The sequence below is a fragment of the uncultured Nitratireductor sp. genome (genome assembly GCF_913053745.1).
GTDB lineage: Bacteria > Pseudomonadota > Alphaproteobacteria > Rhizobiales > Rhizobiaceae > Nitratireductor.
Window position 1 is genome coordinate 1 of the sequence record NZ_CAJXGF010000012.1, and the last position, 17,159, is coordinate 17,159.

16 protein-coding genes are annotated in these 17,159 nt (G+C 62.4%); 12 read left to right on the top strand and 4 right to left on the bottom strand.

The features are described from left to right. From QZ638_RS03495 to ade, 3 genes are all read left to right on the top strand, one after another. On the top strand, positions 1-555 hold a 555-nt coding region (locus tag QZ638_RS03495; protein WP_295806916.1), incomplete at its 5' end, for an FkbM family methyltransferase. A gap of 15 nt (positions 556-570) precedes the next feature. After that, positions 571-1,320, top strand: coding sequence for a sulfite exporter TauE/SafE family protein (locus QZ638_RS03500; protein WP_295806919.1), 750 nt, complete (start codon positions 571-573; stop codon positions 1,318-1,320). A 69-nt stretch (positions 1,321-1,389) separates the two neighbouring features. Then, a complete protein-coding gene (gene ade, locus QZ638_RS03505; RefSeq protein ID WP_295806922.1) occupies positions 1,390-3,204 on the top strand; it encodes an adenine deaminase in 1,815 nt (604 codons plus the stop codon). A 45-nt stretch (positions 3,205-3,249) separates the two neighbouring features. Here ade and QZ638_RS03510 read toward each other — a convergent pair whose 3' ends face one another. Together QZ638_RS03510 and QZ638_RS03515 are read right to left on the bottom strand one after the other, a co-directional pair. After that, positions 3,250-4,431 carry an alpha/beta hydrolase gene (locus tag QZ638_RS03510; RefSeq protein WP_295806926.1) on the bottom strand — a complete coding sequence of 394 codons (1,182 nt, stop codon included), beginning with the start codon at positions 4,429-4,431 and terminating at the stop codon, positions 3,250-3,252. Positions 4,432-4,515: 84 nt separating this feature from the next. After that, on the bottom strand, positions 4,516-5,973 hold the full coding sequence (locus QZ638_RS03515) for a TrkH family potassium uptake protein (RefSeq protein WP_295806929.1): 1,458 nt from the start codon (positions 5,971-5,973) through the stop codon (positions 4,516-4,518). Positions 5,974-6,105: 132 nt separating this feature from the next. Between QZ638_RS03515 and ilvA the strand changes: the two genes are divergently transcribed. The 4 genes from ilvA (at position 6,106) to QZ638_RS03535 (ending at position 10,931) form a co-directional block, all read left to right on the top strand. Further along, positions 6,106-7,392, top strand: coding sequence for a threonine ammonia-lyase IlvA (ilvA, locus tag QZ638_RS03520; protein WP_295806932.1), 1,287 nt, complete (start codon positions 6,106-6,108; stop codon positions 7,390-7,392). Between the two features lie 12 nt (positions 7,393-7,404). Next, positions 7,405-7,941: a DUF1697 domain-containing protein gene (locus QZ638_RS03525; protein WP_295806936.1), complete on the top strand. Its 537-nt coding sequence runs from the start codon at positions 7,405-7,407 to the stop codon at positions 7,939-7,941. Between the two features lie 278 nt (positions 7,942-8,219). Then, positions 8,220-9,581: a DEAD/DEAH box helicase gene (locus QZ638_RS03530; RefSeq protein WP_295806938.1), complete on the top strand. Its 1,362-nt coding sequence runs from the start codon at positions 8,220-8,222 to the stop codon at positions 9,579-9,581. Positions 9,582-9,716: 135 nt separating this feature from the next. Continuing rightward, positions 9,717-10,931 carry an MFS transporter gene (locus tag QZ638_RS03535; RefSeq protein WP_295806939.1) on the top strand — a complete coding sequence of 405 codons (1,215 nt, stop codon included), beginning with the start codon at positions 9,717-9,719 and terminating at the stop codon, positions 10,929-10,931. 22 nt (positions 10,932-10,953) lie between these two features. Here the strand turns inward: QZ638_RS03535 and QZ638_RS03540 are convergent, their stop codons facing one another. After that, entirely contained in the window at positions 10,954-11,778 is an 825-nt protein-coding gene (locus QZ638_RS03540; RefSeq protein ID WP_295806940.1) for an SDR family NAD(P)-dependent oxidoreductase, read from the bottom strand. A 229-nt stretch (positions 11,779-12,007) separates the two neighbouring features. Here QZ638_RS03540 and QZ638_RS03545 point away from each other — a divergent pair, with 229 nt between their 5' ends. The 5 genes from QZ638_RS03545 (at position 12,008) to QZ638_RS03565 (ending at position 15,874) form a co-directional block, all read left to right on the top strand. Further along, positions 12,008-13,042 (top strand): cysteine synthase A, encoded by a 1,035-nt coding sequence (locus QZ638_RS03545; protein ID WP_295806943.1) that lies wholly within the window; start codon positions 12,008-12,010, stop codon positions 13,040-13,042. Beyond that, entirely contained in the window at positions 13,039-13,782 is a 744-nt protein-coding gene (locus tag QZ638_RS03550; protein WP_295807020.1) for an alanyl-tRNA editing protein, read from the top strand. Before QZ638_RS03545 ends, QZ638_RS03550 begins: the two co-directional genes overlap by 4 nt. Before the next feature lie 28 nt (positions 13,783-13,810). Continuing rightward, on the top strand, positions 13,811-14,668 hold the full coding sequence (gene sseA / locus QZ638_RS03555; RefSeq protein WP_295806946.1) for a 3-mercaptopyruvate sulfurtransferase: 858 nt from the start codon (positions 13,811-13,813) through the stop codon (positions 14,666-14,668). A 91-nt stretch (positions 14,669-14,759) separates the two neighbouring features. Beyond that, a complete protein-coding gene (locus QZ638_RS03560) occupies positions 14,760-15,317 on the top strand; it encodes an OmpA family protein (protein WP_295806949.1) in 558 nt (185 codons plus the stop codon). 83 nt (positions 15,318-15,400) lie between these two features. Further along, the gene (locus tag QZ638_RS03565; protein WP_295806951.1) at positions 15,401-15,874 is read left to right on the top strand and encodes a DUF1203 domain-containing protein; all 474 of its coding nucleotides are present in this window, start codon (positions 15,401-15,403) and stop codon (positions 15,872-15,874) included. A gap of 84 nt (positions 15,875-15,958) precedes the next feature. On the opposite strand, the gene ald is transcribed toward QZ638_RS03565, so the two are convergent. Beyond that, a complete protein-coding gene (ald, locus tag QZ638_RS03570) occupies positions 15,959-17,074 on the bottom strand; it encodes an alanine dehydrogenase (protein ID WP_295806954.1) in 1,116 nt (371 codons plus the stop codon). Positions 17,075-17,159 lie beyond the last annotated feature (85 nt).

The following is a 17,159-nucleotide window of genomic DNA, read 5'->3' on the forward strand; positions in this document are numbered from 1 at the left end:
CTGCAATTCGCCACGTCCGGCCTGTTTTCACGCGTTGTCTCGGTCGAGCCGATGCCGGAGAATTTCGCGATCCTTTCGCACAACATCCACCTCAACTGCCTCGGGGGCGTGCTTGCCGCCGTCAATTGCGCGGCGAGCGACAAGGCGGGCAGGGCGGTGATGCAGGCCGACGCGGTCAATTCCGGCGCGCATACGCTGCGGGCAATGGCTGACACGCCGAGCGGCCGCTCGGTCGAGGTCGACGTGCTGCCGGTCGGGGCCATCCTGGCGAAATCCGGCGTCCCGGTCGGCGATGTCGGCTGTGTCTGGATCGACGCAGAGGGGTTCGAGCCCGAAATCGTCAGAAGCGCGCTCGATGCCGGGGTCCGTGAGGCGATGTTCCATGTCGAGTTCACGCCGCGCTTCTACGGTCCGGAAAAGACCGCCGAATTCATTGCTTTTCTGCGGGCGCGTTTCGACAGGGTGCATTTCCTGACGGGCAGGGGGATCGAGCCGGCGACGTTCGATGAACTTGACAAGGTCGCCACCCAGCAGGACATCGTTGTGAGCAACTGACAGGAGCGGCGCGCCTTGCCCCAATTCATCGCCGATGCGCTCGACGGCCTCGCGCTTTGGCAATACGCGCTCGCCTATGCGGTGATCGCGTTTGCCACCATCGTGCAGTACCGCGCCGGCGTCGGCTTCGGCCTGATGGCCGCGCCGCTGCTGGCGCTGTTCGCGCCGGCGCTCGTTCCCGTCCCGATCATCATGCTGACGCTGCTCACCGCCGGCGCCGCGATGCTGTCGATGCATGGCGGGATCGACTGGCGCGAAGTGTCGTGGTCGGTTTCAGGACGGCTGCTCGGATCGATCGCCGGAGCGGCGATCCTGGTGCGGCTGACCGACGAGAAGCAGTTCATGGTGGTGTTCGGCGCGCTGATCGCGCTCGCCGTCGCCATGTCGCTCGCCGGATTGCGTTTCCGCTTTTCCAACCGGCTGCTGCTGGTCATGGGGTCGATCTCCGGCCTGACGGCGACCATCACCTCGGTCGGCGGGCCGCCGATGGCGATCGCCTACCAGGACCAGACGGCGGAGCACGCCCGGCCGAACATGAGCGCCTTTTTCGCCATCGGCTGCGTCGTCATCCTCGCCGTTCTGCAGGTCAACGGCCTGATCCGCCTCGCCGATGTCGTTCATGCCGTGATGCTGGTGCCGGGCCTTGCGCTGGGCGTCGTGCTGGCACCGTTCTTCAAGGGGCTAATCGACCGCAATTTCCGCAGGATCCTGCTGGGCATTTCCGGCGCGTCGGCGGTGCTGCTGATCGCGCGCGGACTTGCCTGACGCGTGCAATTGCCATCTGGCGTTTTCGCAGCGCAAAGGGCATGGTTTGACTGACAATCGGAGACAGCCATGCCCTCGACCAAGCCGACCTTCGCCCCGCCGCGCCCGTGGACCGAATGCGCCCGAGACCTCGTCAATGTCGCGATGGGGCGCAAATCCGCCGATCTCGTCGTGCGCAACGGCATGTGGGTCAATGTCCATTCCGGCGAGGTGATCCCGGCAACCGACCTCGCCATCGTCGACGGGCGGTTCGCCTATTGCGGGCCCGACGCCTCGCATTGCATCGGCGACGGCACCAAGGTGGTCGACGCGCGCGGACGCTATCTCGTGCCCGGCCTGTGCGACGCGCACATGCATATCGAAAGCGGCATGGTGACGGTGACAGAGTTTACCCGCGCGGTAGTGCCGCACGGCACGACCTCAATGTTCGTCGATCCGCACGAGATCGCCAACGTGCTCGGTCTTGACGGCGTCAGGATGATGCATGACGAAGCCGAGGCGATGCCGGTCAACGTGTTCGTGCAGATGCCGTCCTGTGTGCCGTCGGCGCCGGGGCTGGAACATGCCGGCGCGTCGCTCGGGCCGCACGAGATCGGCGAGGCGATGGCATGGCCGAACATCATCGGCCTCGGCGAGGTGATGAACTTCCCGGGCGTGGCGGCGAACGACCAGACCATGGTCGGCGCTATCGAGGCGACGGTGAAGGCCGGCAAGACGGTCGGCGGGCATTACGCCTCGCCGGATCTGGGGCTTCCTTTTCATGGCTACGTTGCCGGCGGGCCGGAGGACGACCACGAGGGCACGCGCGCCGAGGACGCCATCGCCCGCGTCCGGCAGGGCATGAAGGCGATGCTGCGGCTGGGCTCCGCGTGGTACGACGTCGCCGAGCAGATCAAGGCGGTGACCGAGCAGGGGCTCGACAGCCGCAACTTCATCCTGTGCACCGACGACAGCCATTCCGGCACGCTGGTGCGCGACGGCCACATGGACCGCGTGGTGCGGCACGCCATCCAGCAGGGTTTGGCCCCCGTCACCGCGATCCAGATGGCGACGCTCAACACGGCGCAGCACTTCAAGCTGGAGCGCGAGCTGGGCTCCATCGCTCCGGGACGCCGGGCGGATTTCCTGATCGTCTCGGATCTGGCCGAACTGGCAATCGATGAGGTTTTTGCCCGGGGCGCCCGGCTGGCGCGGCGCGGCCGGCTCGATGCCGAGATTGCGGCTTACGCTTACCCGGCGGCAGCGAAAAATACAGTGCGGCTCGGCAAAAAGCTTGCGGCGAAGGATTTCGACATTGCCGCACCCGATGGTGCAAATCATGCGCGCGCGCGGGTGATCGGCGTCATCGAGAATCAGGCTCCGACAAGGGCGCTTGAGGCCGAACTCGGCGTCGAAGACGGCATCGTCGCCATGGATCGACGCAACGATGTCTGCCAGATCGCGCTGGTGGAGCGGCACCGTGCAACGGGGCAGGTGACCAATGGTTTCGTGTCGGGTTTCGGCTATATGGAAGACTGCGCCCTGGCTTCGACCGTGGCGCACGATTCTCATCATATGATTGTCGTCGGCACCAACAAGGGCGACATGTCTCTGGCGGCCAACCGACTTGGCGCGGTGGGCGGTGGCGTGGTGCTGTTTTCCAAGGGGCGCGAGCTGGCGCTGGTGGAAATGCCGATTGCCGGACTTATGTCTGACGAGCGTGCCGAGGTGGTGGCGCAGAAGGCGGCCAAGCTGACCGAGGCGATGCGTGCGATGGGTTGCACGCTCAACAACGCCTATATGCAGCACTCGCTTCTGGCACTGGTGGTGATCCCGGAGCTCAGGATCTCCGATACCGGAATTATCGACGTCTCCAATTTTCGCAAGGTCGACCTTTTTCTCTGACTTCGGGACAGACTTTGCCCTTCGCGTGGCCGCTCGATCCGGATCCTAGCGACGGCGACCCTGGCCGGTGGCGAGTTCGATGACCGTGAGCGGTGTGGTGATGACGATGTCGGCGGCCGAACCGACTGTCTGGCCAAGTCCGCGCACCAGGTTTTCGACCCGTCCGATCACGAGATCCTCATTGCTTTCGTTCAGTTCGCCCTCGCTGGACAGGCGTTCACCGAGCAGGCGTACCAGAACCGGGTTTTCGGCAAATTTGGTGTGGTTTAGCCAATCGCCCGAGGAGACGTTCGTCACGTCGATGACGGTCACGCCGAGATTTGTCAGTTCGCTTGCGTCCCGATAATCGCCGAGCCGGGGCTGATTGCCGGCGATAAAGCCCGAGAGCGTCAGTGCACGGTCGTTTTGCGAGGTGAGAACGGCAAAGGGTCGTTTGGGCACGCCGTAGCGGCGCATTTGCCCCTTGAAGACGTCGATGTCGATGTCGGGCGAGGCGAGAACCACGTCGGCCAGGCGACCGCCGAGATCTCGGTCGCCGGAGATTGCGAGCTGACGCAGGGCTTCCATGGTGAGCCAGCTTCCCATCGAGTGAGCAACGACGTCGATATGCGTCGCCCCCGCCCGGGCGACCGTTCGCAGGGTTCTTTCGAGCGCATCGCGGGCTGTTGTGGCGCTGTTATTGTCATAAACATAATCGATTGTGCGGCCCGCCGACGGCCAGGAGAAAAGAATGGGTGTGCCCGCATAGTTCGCGTCGTGAAAAATCTGCGCGGCGCGGTAGACGGCTTCGTCGAAGCCGGTGTTGTAGCCATGGATGAAAACGAGCGCGCGTCCGTTGCGGGCGGCAATATCGTCTCTGAGTGCGTTTTCGAAGTCGTTCTGCTGCGCATAAAGAATGGCGCGGTGAGCGGCGAAATAGCGTGCGGGATCGGCAACCCTGGGATTGGGCGCGAGTTCCATCCTGCCCGTCTCGTGCACCGCGGGAACGGTGATTTCCACTTGCGCAAAGGCTGCTTCGGGTGCGCGTCCGCCATCAAATACTTCACCCGGCTTTTCCGTCCTTTCCCGGTTGGTGGCAATGAAAATGCCGTGGCTTCCCGCGATCTGATCGGCGCGCGCTGGCGCGATCGTCTCTGCGAGCAATCGGGAGGGATGCGGATTTGCGCAGCCGGCGATCAGCAGAATCAGAACGACAACGAACGGACGCTGGAGCTTGTGGAACGGCATTCGACAATGATCCTGTGCGTGCTTCATGCACCGCAAGTGCTAAGTCAGCATCTGTTTAAGAGAAAAGAGGCTACCGATGGAAGTCTATCTCTCCCAGAAAACCGGCGTGAAAATGACGAGAACGGCGAGAATCTCCAGCCGGCCCATGAGCATGGCGAAGGCGATGATCCATTTTGCCAGATCGGGAACCGGCGCGAAGCTGCCCGCGGGGCCGACCACCTGGCCGAGACCGGGGCCGACATTGGTGAGGCCTGTGAGGGCAGCCGAAATGGCGGTGACGAAATCCAGCCCCGTAGCGGCCAGCAGAAGAATGATAACCGCCCAGATGACGAGGAACGCCGACATGAAGAGCACGACCGCGCGCTGAAGATCGTCGTCCACCGGTCGGTCGCCATAGCGCACGGTGACGATCGTGTTGGGGTAGACGAAACGGCGCAGACCGTTCGCCAGAAGCTTGAACAGGATCAGGAAGCGATAGGCCTTGATGCCGCCGGTGGTCGAGCCTGAACATCCGCCAAGGAACATGGCGACGAAGGCGGCCGCGACCCCGAAAGCGCCCCATTGAGAATAGTCGTCGCTGGCGTAGCCAGTGGTGGTGATGATCGAAACGAAATTGAACGCCGAATGGGTGAGTGCGGCGAAAAATGTGTGGTCGTGCACGATGCGCAAATAGATCGCGACTGCGAGTACGAAGACGATGACGTATCCCGCGAAAACGCGGATCTGCGGATCGCGCAGGGCATCGAGCCGTCCGCGGATCGCAAACAGGATCAGGATGGAGAACGGCAAGGCCGAGATAAACATGAAAATCGTGCTGATCCAGAGCACAGCCGGATTGTCGGCATAATACCCCATGGACGCGTCATGGGTGGAAAAGCCCGCCGTCGCGATGGTCGTCAGCGCATGGTTGACCGCGTCGAAGGCGCGCATTCCGGCGGCCGCATAGGCGATGGCGCAGGCCAGCGTGAGCAGGGAATAGATGCTGATAAGACCAAGGCCGAAGGTGGAGAAGCGGTCGAAGGGGCGGTCCTCGATGTCCGAGGATTCGATGCGGAAATAGGACACGCCGCCGACATTGAGAAACGGCAGGACGAAAAGGCCAAGCGCAATCACACCAAGGCCACCGATCCATTGCAGGATGGAGCGCCAGATGAGCAGGCCGGGCGGCATGCTGTCGAGGCCGACAATCACCGTCGCGCCGGTTGCCGTGACGCCCGACACGGATTCGAAGAAGGCGTCGGCGACGCTGAATTCCACCGAAGAGGCCAGAAGCGGTACGGCGCCGGCAATGCAGGCCGTCATCCACAACAGGTTGACCACCAGGAAGCCGAAACGCGAGGAAATGACCGGTGCGCGCCCCTGGGAGGCCAGCGACACGCCGATGGCGAGCCCACCGGTGAAAAGCGCCGAAAAGGCGAAGACCTGCCAATCGTCATTGCCATAGTAAAGGTCGACGGCCGCCGGGATGAGCATGGCGGCCGAGAGGTAGATGGCAAAGACCGCCGCAATGTGCAGCGCGGCGCGAACGGCAAGATATTGCAAGAACTGAACCTCAGGCTGCCCATCAAAGCGTCTGTGTTCGGGAAGCGATCCCCCTCCCTGGCGCGAGAGTGGCGTCACGCGCCCCGATATGCAATAGCCCGTAGGACACAAGGACTGGATAGGCAAGAGAGCATGAGTGCAGCATCGGATGAGAGCGAATTCGTAGACGCGGTGGCGGATGCGGCGGATGCGCTGCGATCGCTGTTTGCCGAAACGCCGCTTCAGGAGAACGACTACCTCTCCGAGAAGACCGGCGCGCGCGTTTTCCTGAAGCGTGAGGATCTGACGCCGGTTCGCTCATACAAGATTCGCGGCGCCTTCAATTTCTTTCGCAAGGCTATGGCGAAGGGCGGAAACGGGCACACCTTCGTGTGTGCCTCGGCGGGCAATCACGCACAGGGTTTCGCTTATGTGTGCCGGCACTTCGGTTGCAAGGGCGTTGTGTTCATGCCGGTGACGACGCCCCAGCAGAAAATCGACAAAACGCGCATTTTCGGCGGCGAGTTCGTTGAAATCCGCCTGATCGGCGATTTCTTCGACGATTGCTACCGGGCCGCACTGGCGTTTGCCGAGGAAAGCGGGGCGTCCATGGTGCCGCCGTTCGACCACCCCGACATTATAGAGGGCCAGGCGACCGTGGGGCGCGAAATCGCCGATCAAATCAGGGCGTTCGATGGCGTGAGCATGGGCGACAGCCTCGTGATCCTGCCGGTGGGCGGTGGCGGGCTTGCCTCGGGCGTGACGCGTTACCTCGGGGCGAGCGGCCAGGCCGGCTCTTTCGCCTTTGCCGAACCGGAGGGTGCGGCGAGCCTGCAGCAGGCGCTGGTAGAGGACCGACCGGTGCGGCTCGACCGGGTGGACAATTTCGTCGACGGCGCGGCGGTGGCCGAGATCGGCGCGGCGCCGTTTTCCCATCTCAAGGCTTTCGATGCGGAAGCGGTGCATCTGGTGCCGGAAAATCGGCTCTGCGCGACCATGATCGAGATGCTGAACATCGAGGGCGTGGTGCTGGAACCCGCCGGTGCGTTGGCCATCGACACGCTGAAGGATTTTTCGCCGGAAACGCTCAAGGGGCGTACGGTGGTGGCCGTGGTATCGGGGGGCAATTTCGACTTCGAGCGTTTGCCGGACGTGAAGGAGCGGGCCTTGCGCTTCGAGGGGCTGAAAAAATACTTCATCTTCCGCTTTCCTCAGCGTCCCGGCGCATTGCGCGATTTCCTGGATCTTCTGGGACCGGAGGACGACATCACACGATTTGAGTATCTCAAGAAATCGGCGCGCAATTTCGGATCGGTGCTGATCGGCATCGAAACCAAAAACCGCGACAATTTTGGCATTCTGACCGGGCGGTTCGACGCTGCCGGCTGGGCTTACCAGGACATTACCGACAACGACACGATAGCCGGATTGATCATCTGAGGATCGGATAGCATGACAGGGGCCCGCTACATTGTGCTCTTTCGCGGCGTGGGCGGTGCAACGCAACTGCCCGTGAAGCAATTGCGGCAGATCCTGAGCGGGGAAGGATTCGCCGGGGTTGCGACCTATATCAACAGCGGCAATGCGGTGTTGACGGCTTCGGCCGGTGAAGAAGCCGTGCGGAGGCGCGTGGCCGATCTCGTCAGGAAGCACATGGGATTTGAGAAAGCGGTCATGCTGCGAAGTCTCGACGATTGGCGTGCGATGATCGCCGGCAATCCGTTTCGGCAGGCCGAGAACACGCCGACCTGCTTGCATGTCTACGCGTTGGAGTGCGAACCGGACCCGGAACGGGTGCGGGCGCTCGAGGCGAAGGCCACGGGCACGGAAGAGTTTCGCATCGAGGGGCGCACGCTCTATCTGCATACGCCGGACGGTATGGGCCAATCGCGGTTCGCGCCCAAGATGGAGCCGACCCTGAAACTGGAAATGACCGGCCGCAACTGGCGCAGCATGCTGGCGCTGAGAACGCTCGCTGCCGAGGGGTGAGGGGTTGCGACGCACAAATTTGCGGTTGCGCTTTCGCCACAGATGCCCCATATGACGCCGAGACGCATGGGTCGGCACGCCGACTTTCTAAAGAGACTGGTTGCGTCTGAAGCCATCGCCAACGGGCGAAAGCTTGAGCCGGCAGTGCCGGCGCGACAGCGCAGCCGCACGGGCAGACCCGTCGTCTTGTCGTTCATTCAAACATTTATCCGGCAGGTTGCGCCCTGCCACCTATCATTTGCGGCGTCTGCGGATGCCGGCATGGGAAAGATTGCACATTGACCAATGACAACAATGCGAAACAGATCGGTTTCGCGGAACTGGGAATTACAGGCTCTTTGTTGAAGGCGGCTGAAGACGTGGGGTTCACGAGCCCCAAGCCGATCCAGGAAAAGGCCATTCCGGCTATGCTCGACAAGCGTGACGTGCTGGGCATCGCTCAGACCGGATCCGGCAAGACGGCGGCATTTTCGCTGCCCATTCTCTCGCAGATCATCGCACTCGGATCAAAGCGTGTGCGCAAGACGGCGCGGGCGCTGATCCTGTGCCCGACGCGCGAGCTGGCGGTGCAGATCGACGAAGTGGTGCGCGAACTGTCGCGCCATGCGCATCTGGCCACGGCGCTGGTTCTGGGCGGCGTTTCCCGCAACAGCCAGGTGAGGCGGCTGGCCCAGGGCGTCGACATTCTGGTGGCGACGCCGGGCCGGCTGACCGACATCGTGCGTTCGGGCGAGCTTTCGCTCGCCGAAACGCGCTGGTTGGTGTTGGACGAAGCCGACCGCATGCTCGACATGGGCTTTATCAACGATGTGCGCCGCATCGCGCGCGCCACGCATCCGCAGCGCCAGACGGCGCTGTTCTCGGCCACCATGCCGAAGGAAGTGGACGGGCTGGCCAAAAGCCTGCTGAACGATCCGCTGCGGTTGGAGATTGCAAAGCAGTCGACCACGGCGGGCGAGATCACGCAGCATCTTGTGATGGCGCGCACCAAGCAGAAGCGCAAGATTCTCTCCGACATGCTGGCCGACGAGGCCATGCGTTCGGTGATCGTGTTCGCGCGCACCAAGCATGGCGCTGACCGGGTGACGCGCGACCTGGGCCGCGATGGGTTCGAGGCCGCCGTGATCCATGGCAACAAGTCGCAGAATGCGCGCCAACGTGCGCTGAACGGTTTTCGTGACGGTTCGGTGCGCATTCTCGTCGCCACCGACATCGCCGCACGTGGCATCGATGTGCCGGGCATCAGCCACGTGGTGAATTTCGATCTGCCGGATCAGCCGGAAAGTTATGTACACCGTATCGGCCGCACCGGCCGTAATGGCGCTTCCGGCGAGGCGGTGACCCTGTGCGATCCGGCCGAAACCGACAAGCTGAAGGCGGTCGAGAAGATCATTCGCATGCGGCTGCCGGTGAAGGCGGACCATACGTCCGAACCCGATCCGGTGCGTCAACCCGCGGCCAACAATGCGGGCGAGCGGCGCAATGCACAAAAGCCGGCCAAGGCGGGCGACAATCGCAAGCCGAAACGATCCGGTGGCAAGCAACAGCACCAGGCCGACCAGCGACAGAATGCGGGCGACAAGCCTGTTCGCCGCCGACGCAGAAATCGTGGCCGACGGCCCGGCGCACACGCTGCTTAGCCGCTTTTTCAAGCGATTTTCAAGAAGCGCTGATCGGCCGATAGGCCGGTCTGGCCCAATTGTCTCTCCGATACGGTTCGGCTAGGCCAGAAGCATCTGGCGGTTCTGCCAGGATGTGGAGGGAGCAGCGAAAGCATGACCGGTCTTGCGGCATTGGCGATCGGATACGTTCTGTCGCAGTTCTACCGGTCGTTCCTGGCCGTCCTGACTCCGGCTCTGACGAGTGAGCTTGGCGCCACCAAGGCCGAACTTTCCATGGCGTCGGGCGCATGGTTCGTCGTTTTTGCCCTGATGCAGTTCGTGGTCGGAGTCTCGCTCGACCGTTACGGCCCGCGCCGAACGGCGGCTTTTCTCCTGACAGTTTGCGGTGGCGGCGGGGCGCTGATGTTCGCATTCGCTCCCAGCCCCGGCATGATCATTCTCGCCATGGCTCTCAACGGGGCCGGGTGCTCGGCCGTTCTGATGGCCTCGGTCTTCATCTTCGCCAAGTCCTTTTCTCCCGCTCGGTTGACCATTCTAATCTCCTGGCTGATCGCTTTCGGCACCATGGGCAATGTCATCGGCTCGGCACCTATGGCTGCGGCTGCCGAAGCGTTCGGCTGGCGTGGTGTGATGGCGGGATTGGCATTTTTCACCATACTGACCGGCATTGCCATTCAGTTTCTGGTCCGCGATCCGGAACCGGCCGCACAGAACGAACGCGAGGCGGGATTCGGGTTCCGCGGTTACAAGGAGTTGCTGAGCCTGCGCGTGCTCTGGCCGATCCTGCCGTTGACAGCGCTCAACTACGCGCCGGCAGCGGGCATTCGCGGGCTATGGGCCGGTCCCTACCTGTCCGACGTGTACAGTGCCGACGCTTTGTTGATCGGTCAGGTAACGCTTTTCATGGCGCTCGCCATGTCCGCGGGGAGCTTTGTCTACGGGCCGCTGGATGTTTTCTTCAGGACGCGAAAATGGGTGGCTGTTGGCGGCAATCTGGTCGGCCTGATGGCGATTCTGCTTCTGGCGATGGTGCCGGTTTCATCAATCGCGATGACGACGGTCGTGTTCGTGGTGATCGGCATCTGTGGTGCGAGCTATGGGTTGCTGATGGCGCATGGCCGGGCATTCGTGCCAGCGCATCTGACGGGGCGGGGCGTGACGCTTTTAAACTTTTTCTCGGTGGGCGGGGCCGGAGTGATGCAGTTTCTGACAGGCGGTGTGGTCGCCGTCTCCACTGTGCCTGGCGAACCGGTGGCCGCTTATCAGACTTTGTTCGTCTTCTACGCCATCCTGATCGCGGCATCGCTGGCAATCTATCTGGCTTGCCGGGATGCGCCACCCGAGATGGAGCGGGCGCATGGCGGTTAGAAAGGGGTGTTGATGCCCGATTTTATGGGTCTTTGCGCTTTCGACCGCGGAGGCCTGTCGATCGCTTGTTCCACCCGGTCAGACGGAACATGACAAAGAAAACCACCGGCTTGGGGAAAAGACGAAGGAATTTCAGCGGCCATACCAGACGCTTCGGAAACGCGATCTCATAACCGCCGCCGCGAATGCCTTTGGCGATGCGCCGGGCGGCTTCCGGCGCGCTCAAGAGAGCGGGCATCGAAAAATTCGTTTTCTCGGTGAGCGGGGTGGCGACGAAACCCGGATTGATAATCTGGGTTCGGATGTTGAGTTTTTCGAAATCGTAGCGCAGGCCCTCGACCAGATTGTTGAGGGCGGCCTTTGTTGAACCATAGGCGGCAGCCGACGGCATTCCGAAGAAGGAAGTGACCGAACCCATGACGACGATCTGGCCGAAACCGCGATCGCGCATGCGGTCGGAGATCGGCACGAGCCCATTGAGCGTGCCGAACACGTTGATGCGGTAGCTGCGCACGAAATTGGTGGTTTCCAGCCGATCGCCGCAAACCGGCAGGTAGGTTCCGGCGTTGAAGACCGCGAGCACGATCGGGCCGAGGTTCTTTTCAATGGAGGCCACGGTGCGCGCCATACCGGCTTCGTCCATGACATCGCATGGGAAGACGAAAATGCGGCCTTCCAGATGCTCGGCCTCCCTGGTGATTGAGGCAAGGCCATCTTCCGCGCGCGCGGTCGCCGCGACCGTATAGCCGCTTCGGGCGAGATGGATGGCAAGCGCACGCCCGATTCCGGTGCTTGCACCGGTTACCCACGCAATTCCATCCTCCGGACTGGCCCGGTAGAGCGCCATTCCATCCCCTCTTCGACTCTCTGGCACATGTACCGGGACGCCGGCGCGATGAAAAGCACCGAATGGATGCTACACACCGAAAAGGCTTCGTTCGTCGCCGAACATTAGCTGTCATGGATGGAAGACCAATACGCGACAGGTTTGCGCGCTTTCGCCCGCTGGCGAAAAATCCCTCCTTGCAACCCTCGCGCGGGCTTTCTAACCTCCGCAAAAATTCGAAGAGGATGCCATGAAGAATTCGGTAGTGGACGCCATCGGTAACACCCCGTTGATCCGCCTGAAGCGGGCCTCCGAGGAAACGGGCTGCGAGATTTACGGCAAGGCCGAGTTCATGAACCCGGGCCAGTCGGTCAAGGACCGAGCGGGGCTTTTTATCATTCGTGACGCGGAGAAACGCGGGCTTTTGACGCCTGGCGGCGTGATTGTCGAGGGCACGGCGGGCAATACGGGCATCGGCCTGACCGTGGTGGCCAAGGCACTTGGCTATCGCACGGTGATCGTGATCCCCGAGACGCAGAGCCAGGAAAAGAAAGATGCGCTCAGGGTGCTTGGCGCCGAGCTGATTGAGGTTCCGGCGGTGCCGTACAAGAATCCGAACAATTATGTGAAGGTTTCCGGCCGTTTGGCGGAGCAGATCGCCAGAAGCGAACCGAACGGTGCCATCTGGGCGAACCAGTTCGACAATGTTGCCAATCGCGACGGCCATGTGCGCACAACGGCCTCCGAAATCTGGGAGCAGACAGGCGGCAAGATCGACGGTTTCGTTTCTGCCGTGGGCACGGGCGGCACCCTGGCCGGTGTTGCCGAGGGGCTGCGTGGCAGGAACCGGGATGTGAAAGTGGCGCTCGCCGATCCGATGGGGGCAGCCCTTTACAGCTACTACACCGATGGTGCGTTGAAGTCCGAAGGCAGCTCCATCACCGAAGGCATCGGGCAGGGGCGGATCACGGCCAATTTGGACGATTTTACGCCAGACTTCTCCTATCAAATTCCGGACGACGAAGCATTGCCGATCGTCTTCGATCTCGTACAGGAGGAGGGGCTTTGCCTCGGCGGTTCGACTGGGATCAACATTGCCGGTGCCATCCGCCTCGCGCGCGAGCTGGGGCCGGGACATCGCATCGTAACGGTGCTTTGCGATTACGGAACCCGCTATCAGTCGAAGCTCTTCAATCCGAACTTTCTACGTGAAAAGGGACTGCCCGTTCCCGGATGGATGGATCGATCGCCCGAGATCGACATTCCGTTCGAGGAGGTGGCCTGATGGCGCAGACGGAAACGCTTTTTCGCGATGACGCCTATCTGCGCGACGGAGCGGCGCGTGTCGTCGACATCAACGATCGCGGTGGCATTCTGCTCGACCGGACAATGTTTTATGCAACCTCGGGCGGGCAGCCGGGCGACACGGGGCGCCTGACGCGCGAGGACGGCTCGGCCATCCAGATCGCGGCGACCGTGACCGGTCAGACGAAAGACGAGATTATCCACGTGCCGGCAGCCGAGCAGGTTCTGCCGGAAGTGGGAGAGACGCTGCAACTGGCCATCGATTGGGATCGCCGTTTCAAGCTGATGCGAATGCACACGGCTTGTCATCTGTTAAGCGTGATTTGTCCTTTTCCGATCACCGGCGCTTCGGTGAGCGAGACGGATTCACGGGTGGATTTCGATCTGCCGGATGCGACCGTGACAAAGGAGGACGTCACCGCCAGGCTGATGGAACTGGTCAACGGCGATTATCCCGTTTTCACCCGCTGGATCAGCGAAGAGGAGCTGGAATCCAACCCCGGTCTGGTGAAGTCGAAGAATGTACGCCCGCCGCAGGGAGCGGGCCGTATCCGGCTCGTCTGCATCGGCGACGATGCGGCCGTCGACAGCCAGCCATGCGGCGGAACTCATGTCGGGCGCACGGCCGAAGTGGGCGAGATACACATCGGCAAGATCGAGAAGAAGGGGCGCGAAAATCGCCGCTTTCGCATCCGTTTCGGACCGTTGCCGGCCAACTGAGCGTGATGGGCGGGATTGAGAGGATCAGATGAGCGAGACGACAAGCCGTTTCACAGTGTCGCCGACCTGGCTGGAAGAGCGGCTGGATGAGCCGGGTCTCTCTATTGTCGACGCCTCTTGGTATCTTCCCTCGCAGGGGCGGGACGCCAAGGCGGAATACGAGGCAGGGCACATACCCGGTGCCGTGTTCTTCGATCAGGACACGGTTGTGGATCCAGATTCGCAACTGCCGCACGCACTGCCGGATGCAGCCACCTTTCAGCGCCATGCGAGTGCAATGGGCCTATCGGAAGCTGACACCATTGTCGTTTACGATGGACCAGGCCTGTTCTCTGCCCCGCGCGTATGGTGGATGTTCCGGGCGATGGGTGCGCAGGATGTGAGAATTTTGGACGGCGGACTGGACGGCTGGCGGGCGGAGGGGCGGCCGCTCACCAACGAGCCAACCAAGATTGCGCCCTCGGTCTTCAATGCCGAGTTGGATGAGGCGCGTGTTGCAGACCTCGACGGCGTGCGGCGGGTGATCGAGGATGGGTCGGCGCAGATTGCCGATGCGCGACCGACCGGCCGATTCACCGGCGCGGAGCCTGAACCACGCGCGGGCATGCGCTCCGGCCATATGCCCGGTGCGCGCAATGTGCCGGCATCGACGCTCTCGCGCGATGGCAGACTTCTTCCACCGGAGGAATTGCGGGCGCTGTTCGAAAAGGCGGGCGTCGATCTGAACCGGCCCGTCGTGACGTCGTGCGGCTCGGGCGTGACAGCGGCGGTGATCACATTGGCGCTGGAAACGGTTGGCCATACCGACAATCGGCTTTACGACGGTTCGTGGACCGAGTGGGGAGGCCGGGAAGATACGTCCGTGGCCACCGGAACGGAAAGCTGAAGGCCGGGCAACGGCGCGTTCATCGCCGATTCAGCCGCGTTCAACGAAGATGCGTCCGATCGATAAAGCGTGTCTTTGAAAGGAACCTTCCATGCTGAACCGCCGACAAATGCTGGGAGCGGCCATCGCGGCATCGCTGATACCGGGCGCGGCCGCGGCGCAATCGTCCATGCCATCGGCGTCGCGCATTCGGCGCAGCCTTGAAGCCGCGCCCGCACAGCGCGTGCGCCCGCAGGACCGGGTGACGGTGCGGGAACTGAAACGTCGCCCCGATCTGCGCCGGCGTGCCCCCTCGATCGACATTCAGGCAATCAATTTCGAGTTCGATTCGGCCGAGATTCCCTATTCGCAGTTCCGCAAAGTGGAACAAATTGCCGAGGCGCTGCAGCGTCTGCGCCGTCGTCGACCGGGCACGGTGGTGCTGTTGGAAGGACACACCGACGCGGTTGGGTCTTTCGGCTACAACCAGCAGCTTTCCGAACGCCGGGCCGTGTCGTTGAGGCGTGTTCTGGTGCAGGAATTCCGCGTGCCGGCGCGCATGCTGGAGACGGCGGGGTATGGCGAGGAATTCCTCCTGGTGCCGGTTCCAAACGAGAATTGGCGCAACCGGCGTGTGACTTTGCGGCGCATCGACGATTTTCTCCGCTGACAGCCACACTTGGCCGGAAACGGGTGGGATGGTCAGCTTTCACCGCGCAAACTGCTCCCGATCGTCTTCGAAGGAGAGCAGATATGGGATTGATCAAGTTCGTTGCCATGGCCAGCGAGGAGGCAAATGCCTTTCGCAATGGTGCATTCGATGCCTATGGAATGAAGCCGGAGCGGCGGATATCCGACGGAAGCGGGGTACCCTGCCGCCATTGTCTGCGCTCGGTTCCGGCGGGCAAGCCGTATCTTACAATGGCGTATCGGCCGTTTCCCGAAACCCAGCCTTATGCCGAGACCGGCCCGATTTTTCTGTGCGCAGAAGTATGCGAGCGGGCGCCCGACAGTGACGTGATGCCCGAACTCTTTCGGGCGCGTACGGAATGGCTTTTGCGCGGCTATGGCCATGACGACCGCATCGTCTACGGCACCGGGGCGGTTACACCCAAAAAGGATATCTGCACACGAGCGCACGAACTTTTGCAACGCGACGACGTCGCGTATCTGCACATGCGCTCGGCGCAATACAATTGCTACCAGGTGCGGATCGACCGCGTCTGAGACTGGAAACCGGCGAACGCTTCATATCCGAAAAAAAAGCCCGCCGTTTCCGGCGGGCAACGTTGGTAGGAAAAGTACCTGCGATCAGGCGGCGAGCGCGGATCTCGGCTCGGCCATTTCGTAGCCGAGCGCTTCGGCCACGGCCTGATTGGTGATGCGACCTTTGTGAACGTTGAGGCCGTTGCGCAGGTTCTGATCGTCGACAAGCGCCTTGAGGCCCTTGTCGGCGAGCTGGAGGCCGTAGTGCAATGTGGCGTTGTTCAGGGCGTGTGCAGAGGTGACGGGAACGGCGCCCGGCATATTGGCCACGCAATAGTGAATGATGCCGTCGACTTCATAGGTCGGGTCGGAATGCGTGGTGGCGTGCGAGGTCTCGAAGCAGCCGCCCTGGTCGATGGCGACGTCGACCAGAACCGCGCCCTGTTTCATGCCCGAAAGCATTTCGCGGGTGACGAGTTTGGGCGCGGCGGCACCGGGAATGAGCACTGCGCCGACGACCACGTCGGAGGAGAAGCATTCTTCCTCCAGCGCCTCGACGGTGGAATAGCGTGTGTGGACACGGCCGTTGAAGATATCGTCCACTTCGCGCAGGCGGGGCAGGGAGCGGTCGATAATGGTGACATCCGCGCCGAGGCCGACGGCCATCTTGGCCGCGTTAAGGCCGACCACGCCACCGCCGATGATGGCGACCTTGCCCGGCAGCACGCCGGGCACGCCGCCGAGCAGCACACCGCGTCCGCCATTGGCCTTTTGAAGCGCGGTGGCGCCTGCCTGGATAGCGAGGCGACCGGCGACTTCCGACATGGGCGCGAGCAGGGGCAGGCCACCGCGGTTATCGGTTACGGTTTCGTAGGCGATGGCCGTGACGCCGGACTCGACGAGGCCGCGCGTCTGGTCCGGATCGGGCGCCAAGTGAAGATAGGTGTAGAGGATCTGATCTTCGCGCAACTGGACCCATTCCGTCGGCTGCGGTTCCTTCACCTTCACGATCATGTCGGATTTGGCGAAAACTTCTCCGGCCGATGCTGCGATGGTCGCCCCGGCGGCGCGATAGGCATTGTCGTCGGCGCCGATCCCCGCGCCCGCGCCGGTTTCCACCAACACATCATGCCCGTGCGCCGCATATTCGCGCACCGAGCCCGGCGTCAGACCGACGCGGTATTCGTGATTCTTGATTTCTTTCGGGCAGCCGACGCGCATCCGAGTCTCCTCCAGCTTCAGCGAATTTTCTGGCTTAACTGATGAGACCACAAAATTGACGGAACGTCCTTGCGAAGATGTTTGC

Coding starts and splice junctions, on each gene's coding strand:
- ade (WP_295806922.1), top strand. CDS start 1,390: ATGCCCTCGACCAAGCCGACCTTCGCCCCGCCGCGCCCGTGGACCGAA.
- QZ638_RS03510 (WP_295806926.1), bottom strand. CDS start 4,431: ATGCCGTTCCACAAGCTCCAGCGTCCGTTCGTTGTCGTTCTGATTCTG.
- ilvA (WP_295806932.1), top strand. CDS start 6,106: ATGAGTGCAGCATCGGATGAGAGCGAATTCGTAGACGCGGTGGCGGAT.
- QZ638_RS03525 (WP_295806936.1), top strand. CDS start 7,405: ATGACAGGGGCCCGCTACATTGTGCTCTTTCGCGGCGTGGGCGGTGCA.
- QZ638_RS03535 (WP_295806939.1), top strand. CDS start 9,717: ATGACCGGTCTTGCGGCATTGGCGATCGGATACGTTCTGTCGCAGTTC.
- QZ638_RS03540 (WP_295806940.1), bottom strand. CDS start 11,778: ATGGCGCTCTACCGGGCCAGTCCGGAGGATGGAATTGCGTGGGTAACC.
- QZ638_RS03545 (WP_295806943.1), top strand. CDS start 12,008: ATGAAGAATTCGGTAGTGGACGCCATCGGTAACACCCCGTTGATCCGC.
- sseA (WP_295806946.1), top strand. CDS start 13,811: ATGAGCGAGACGACAAGCCGTTTCACAGTGTCGCCGACCTGGCTGGAA.
- QZ638_RS03560 (WP_295806949.1), top strand. CDS start 14,760: ATGCTGAACCGCCGACAAATGCTGGGAGCGGCCATCGCGGCATCGCTG.
- QZ638_RS03565 (WP_295806951.1), top strand. CDS start 15,401: ATGGGATTGATCAAGTTCGTTGCCATGGCCAGCGAGGAGGCAAATGCC.
- ald (WP_295806954.1), bottom strand. CDS start 17,074: ATGCGCGTCGGCTGCCCGAAAGAAATCAAGAATCACGAATACCGCGTC.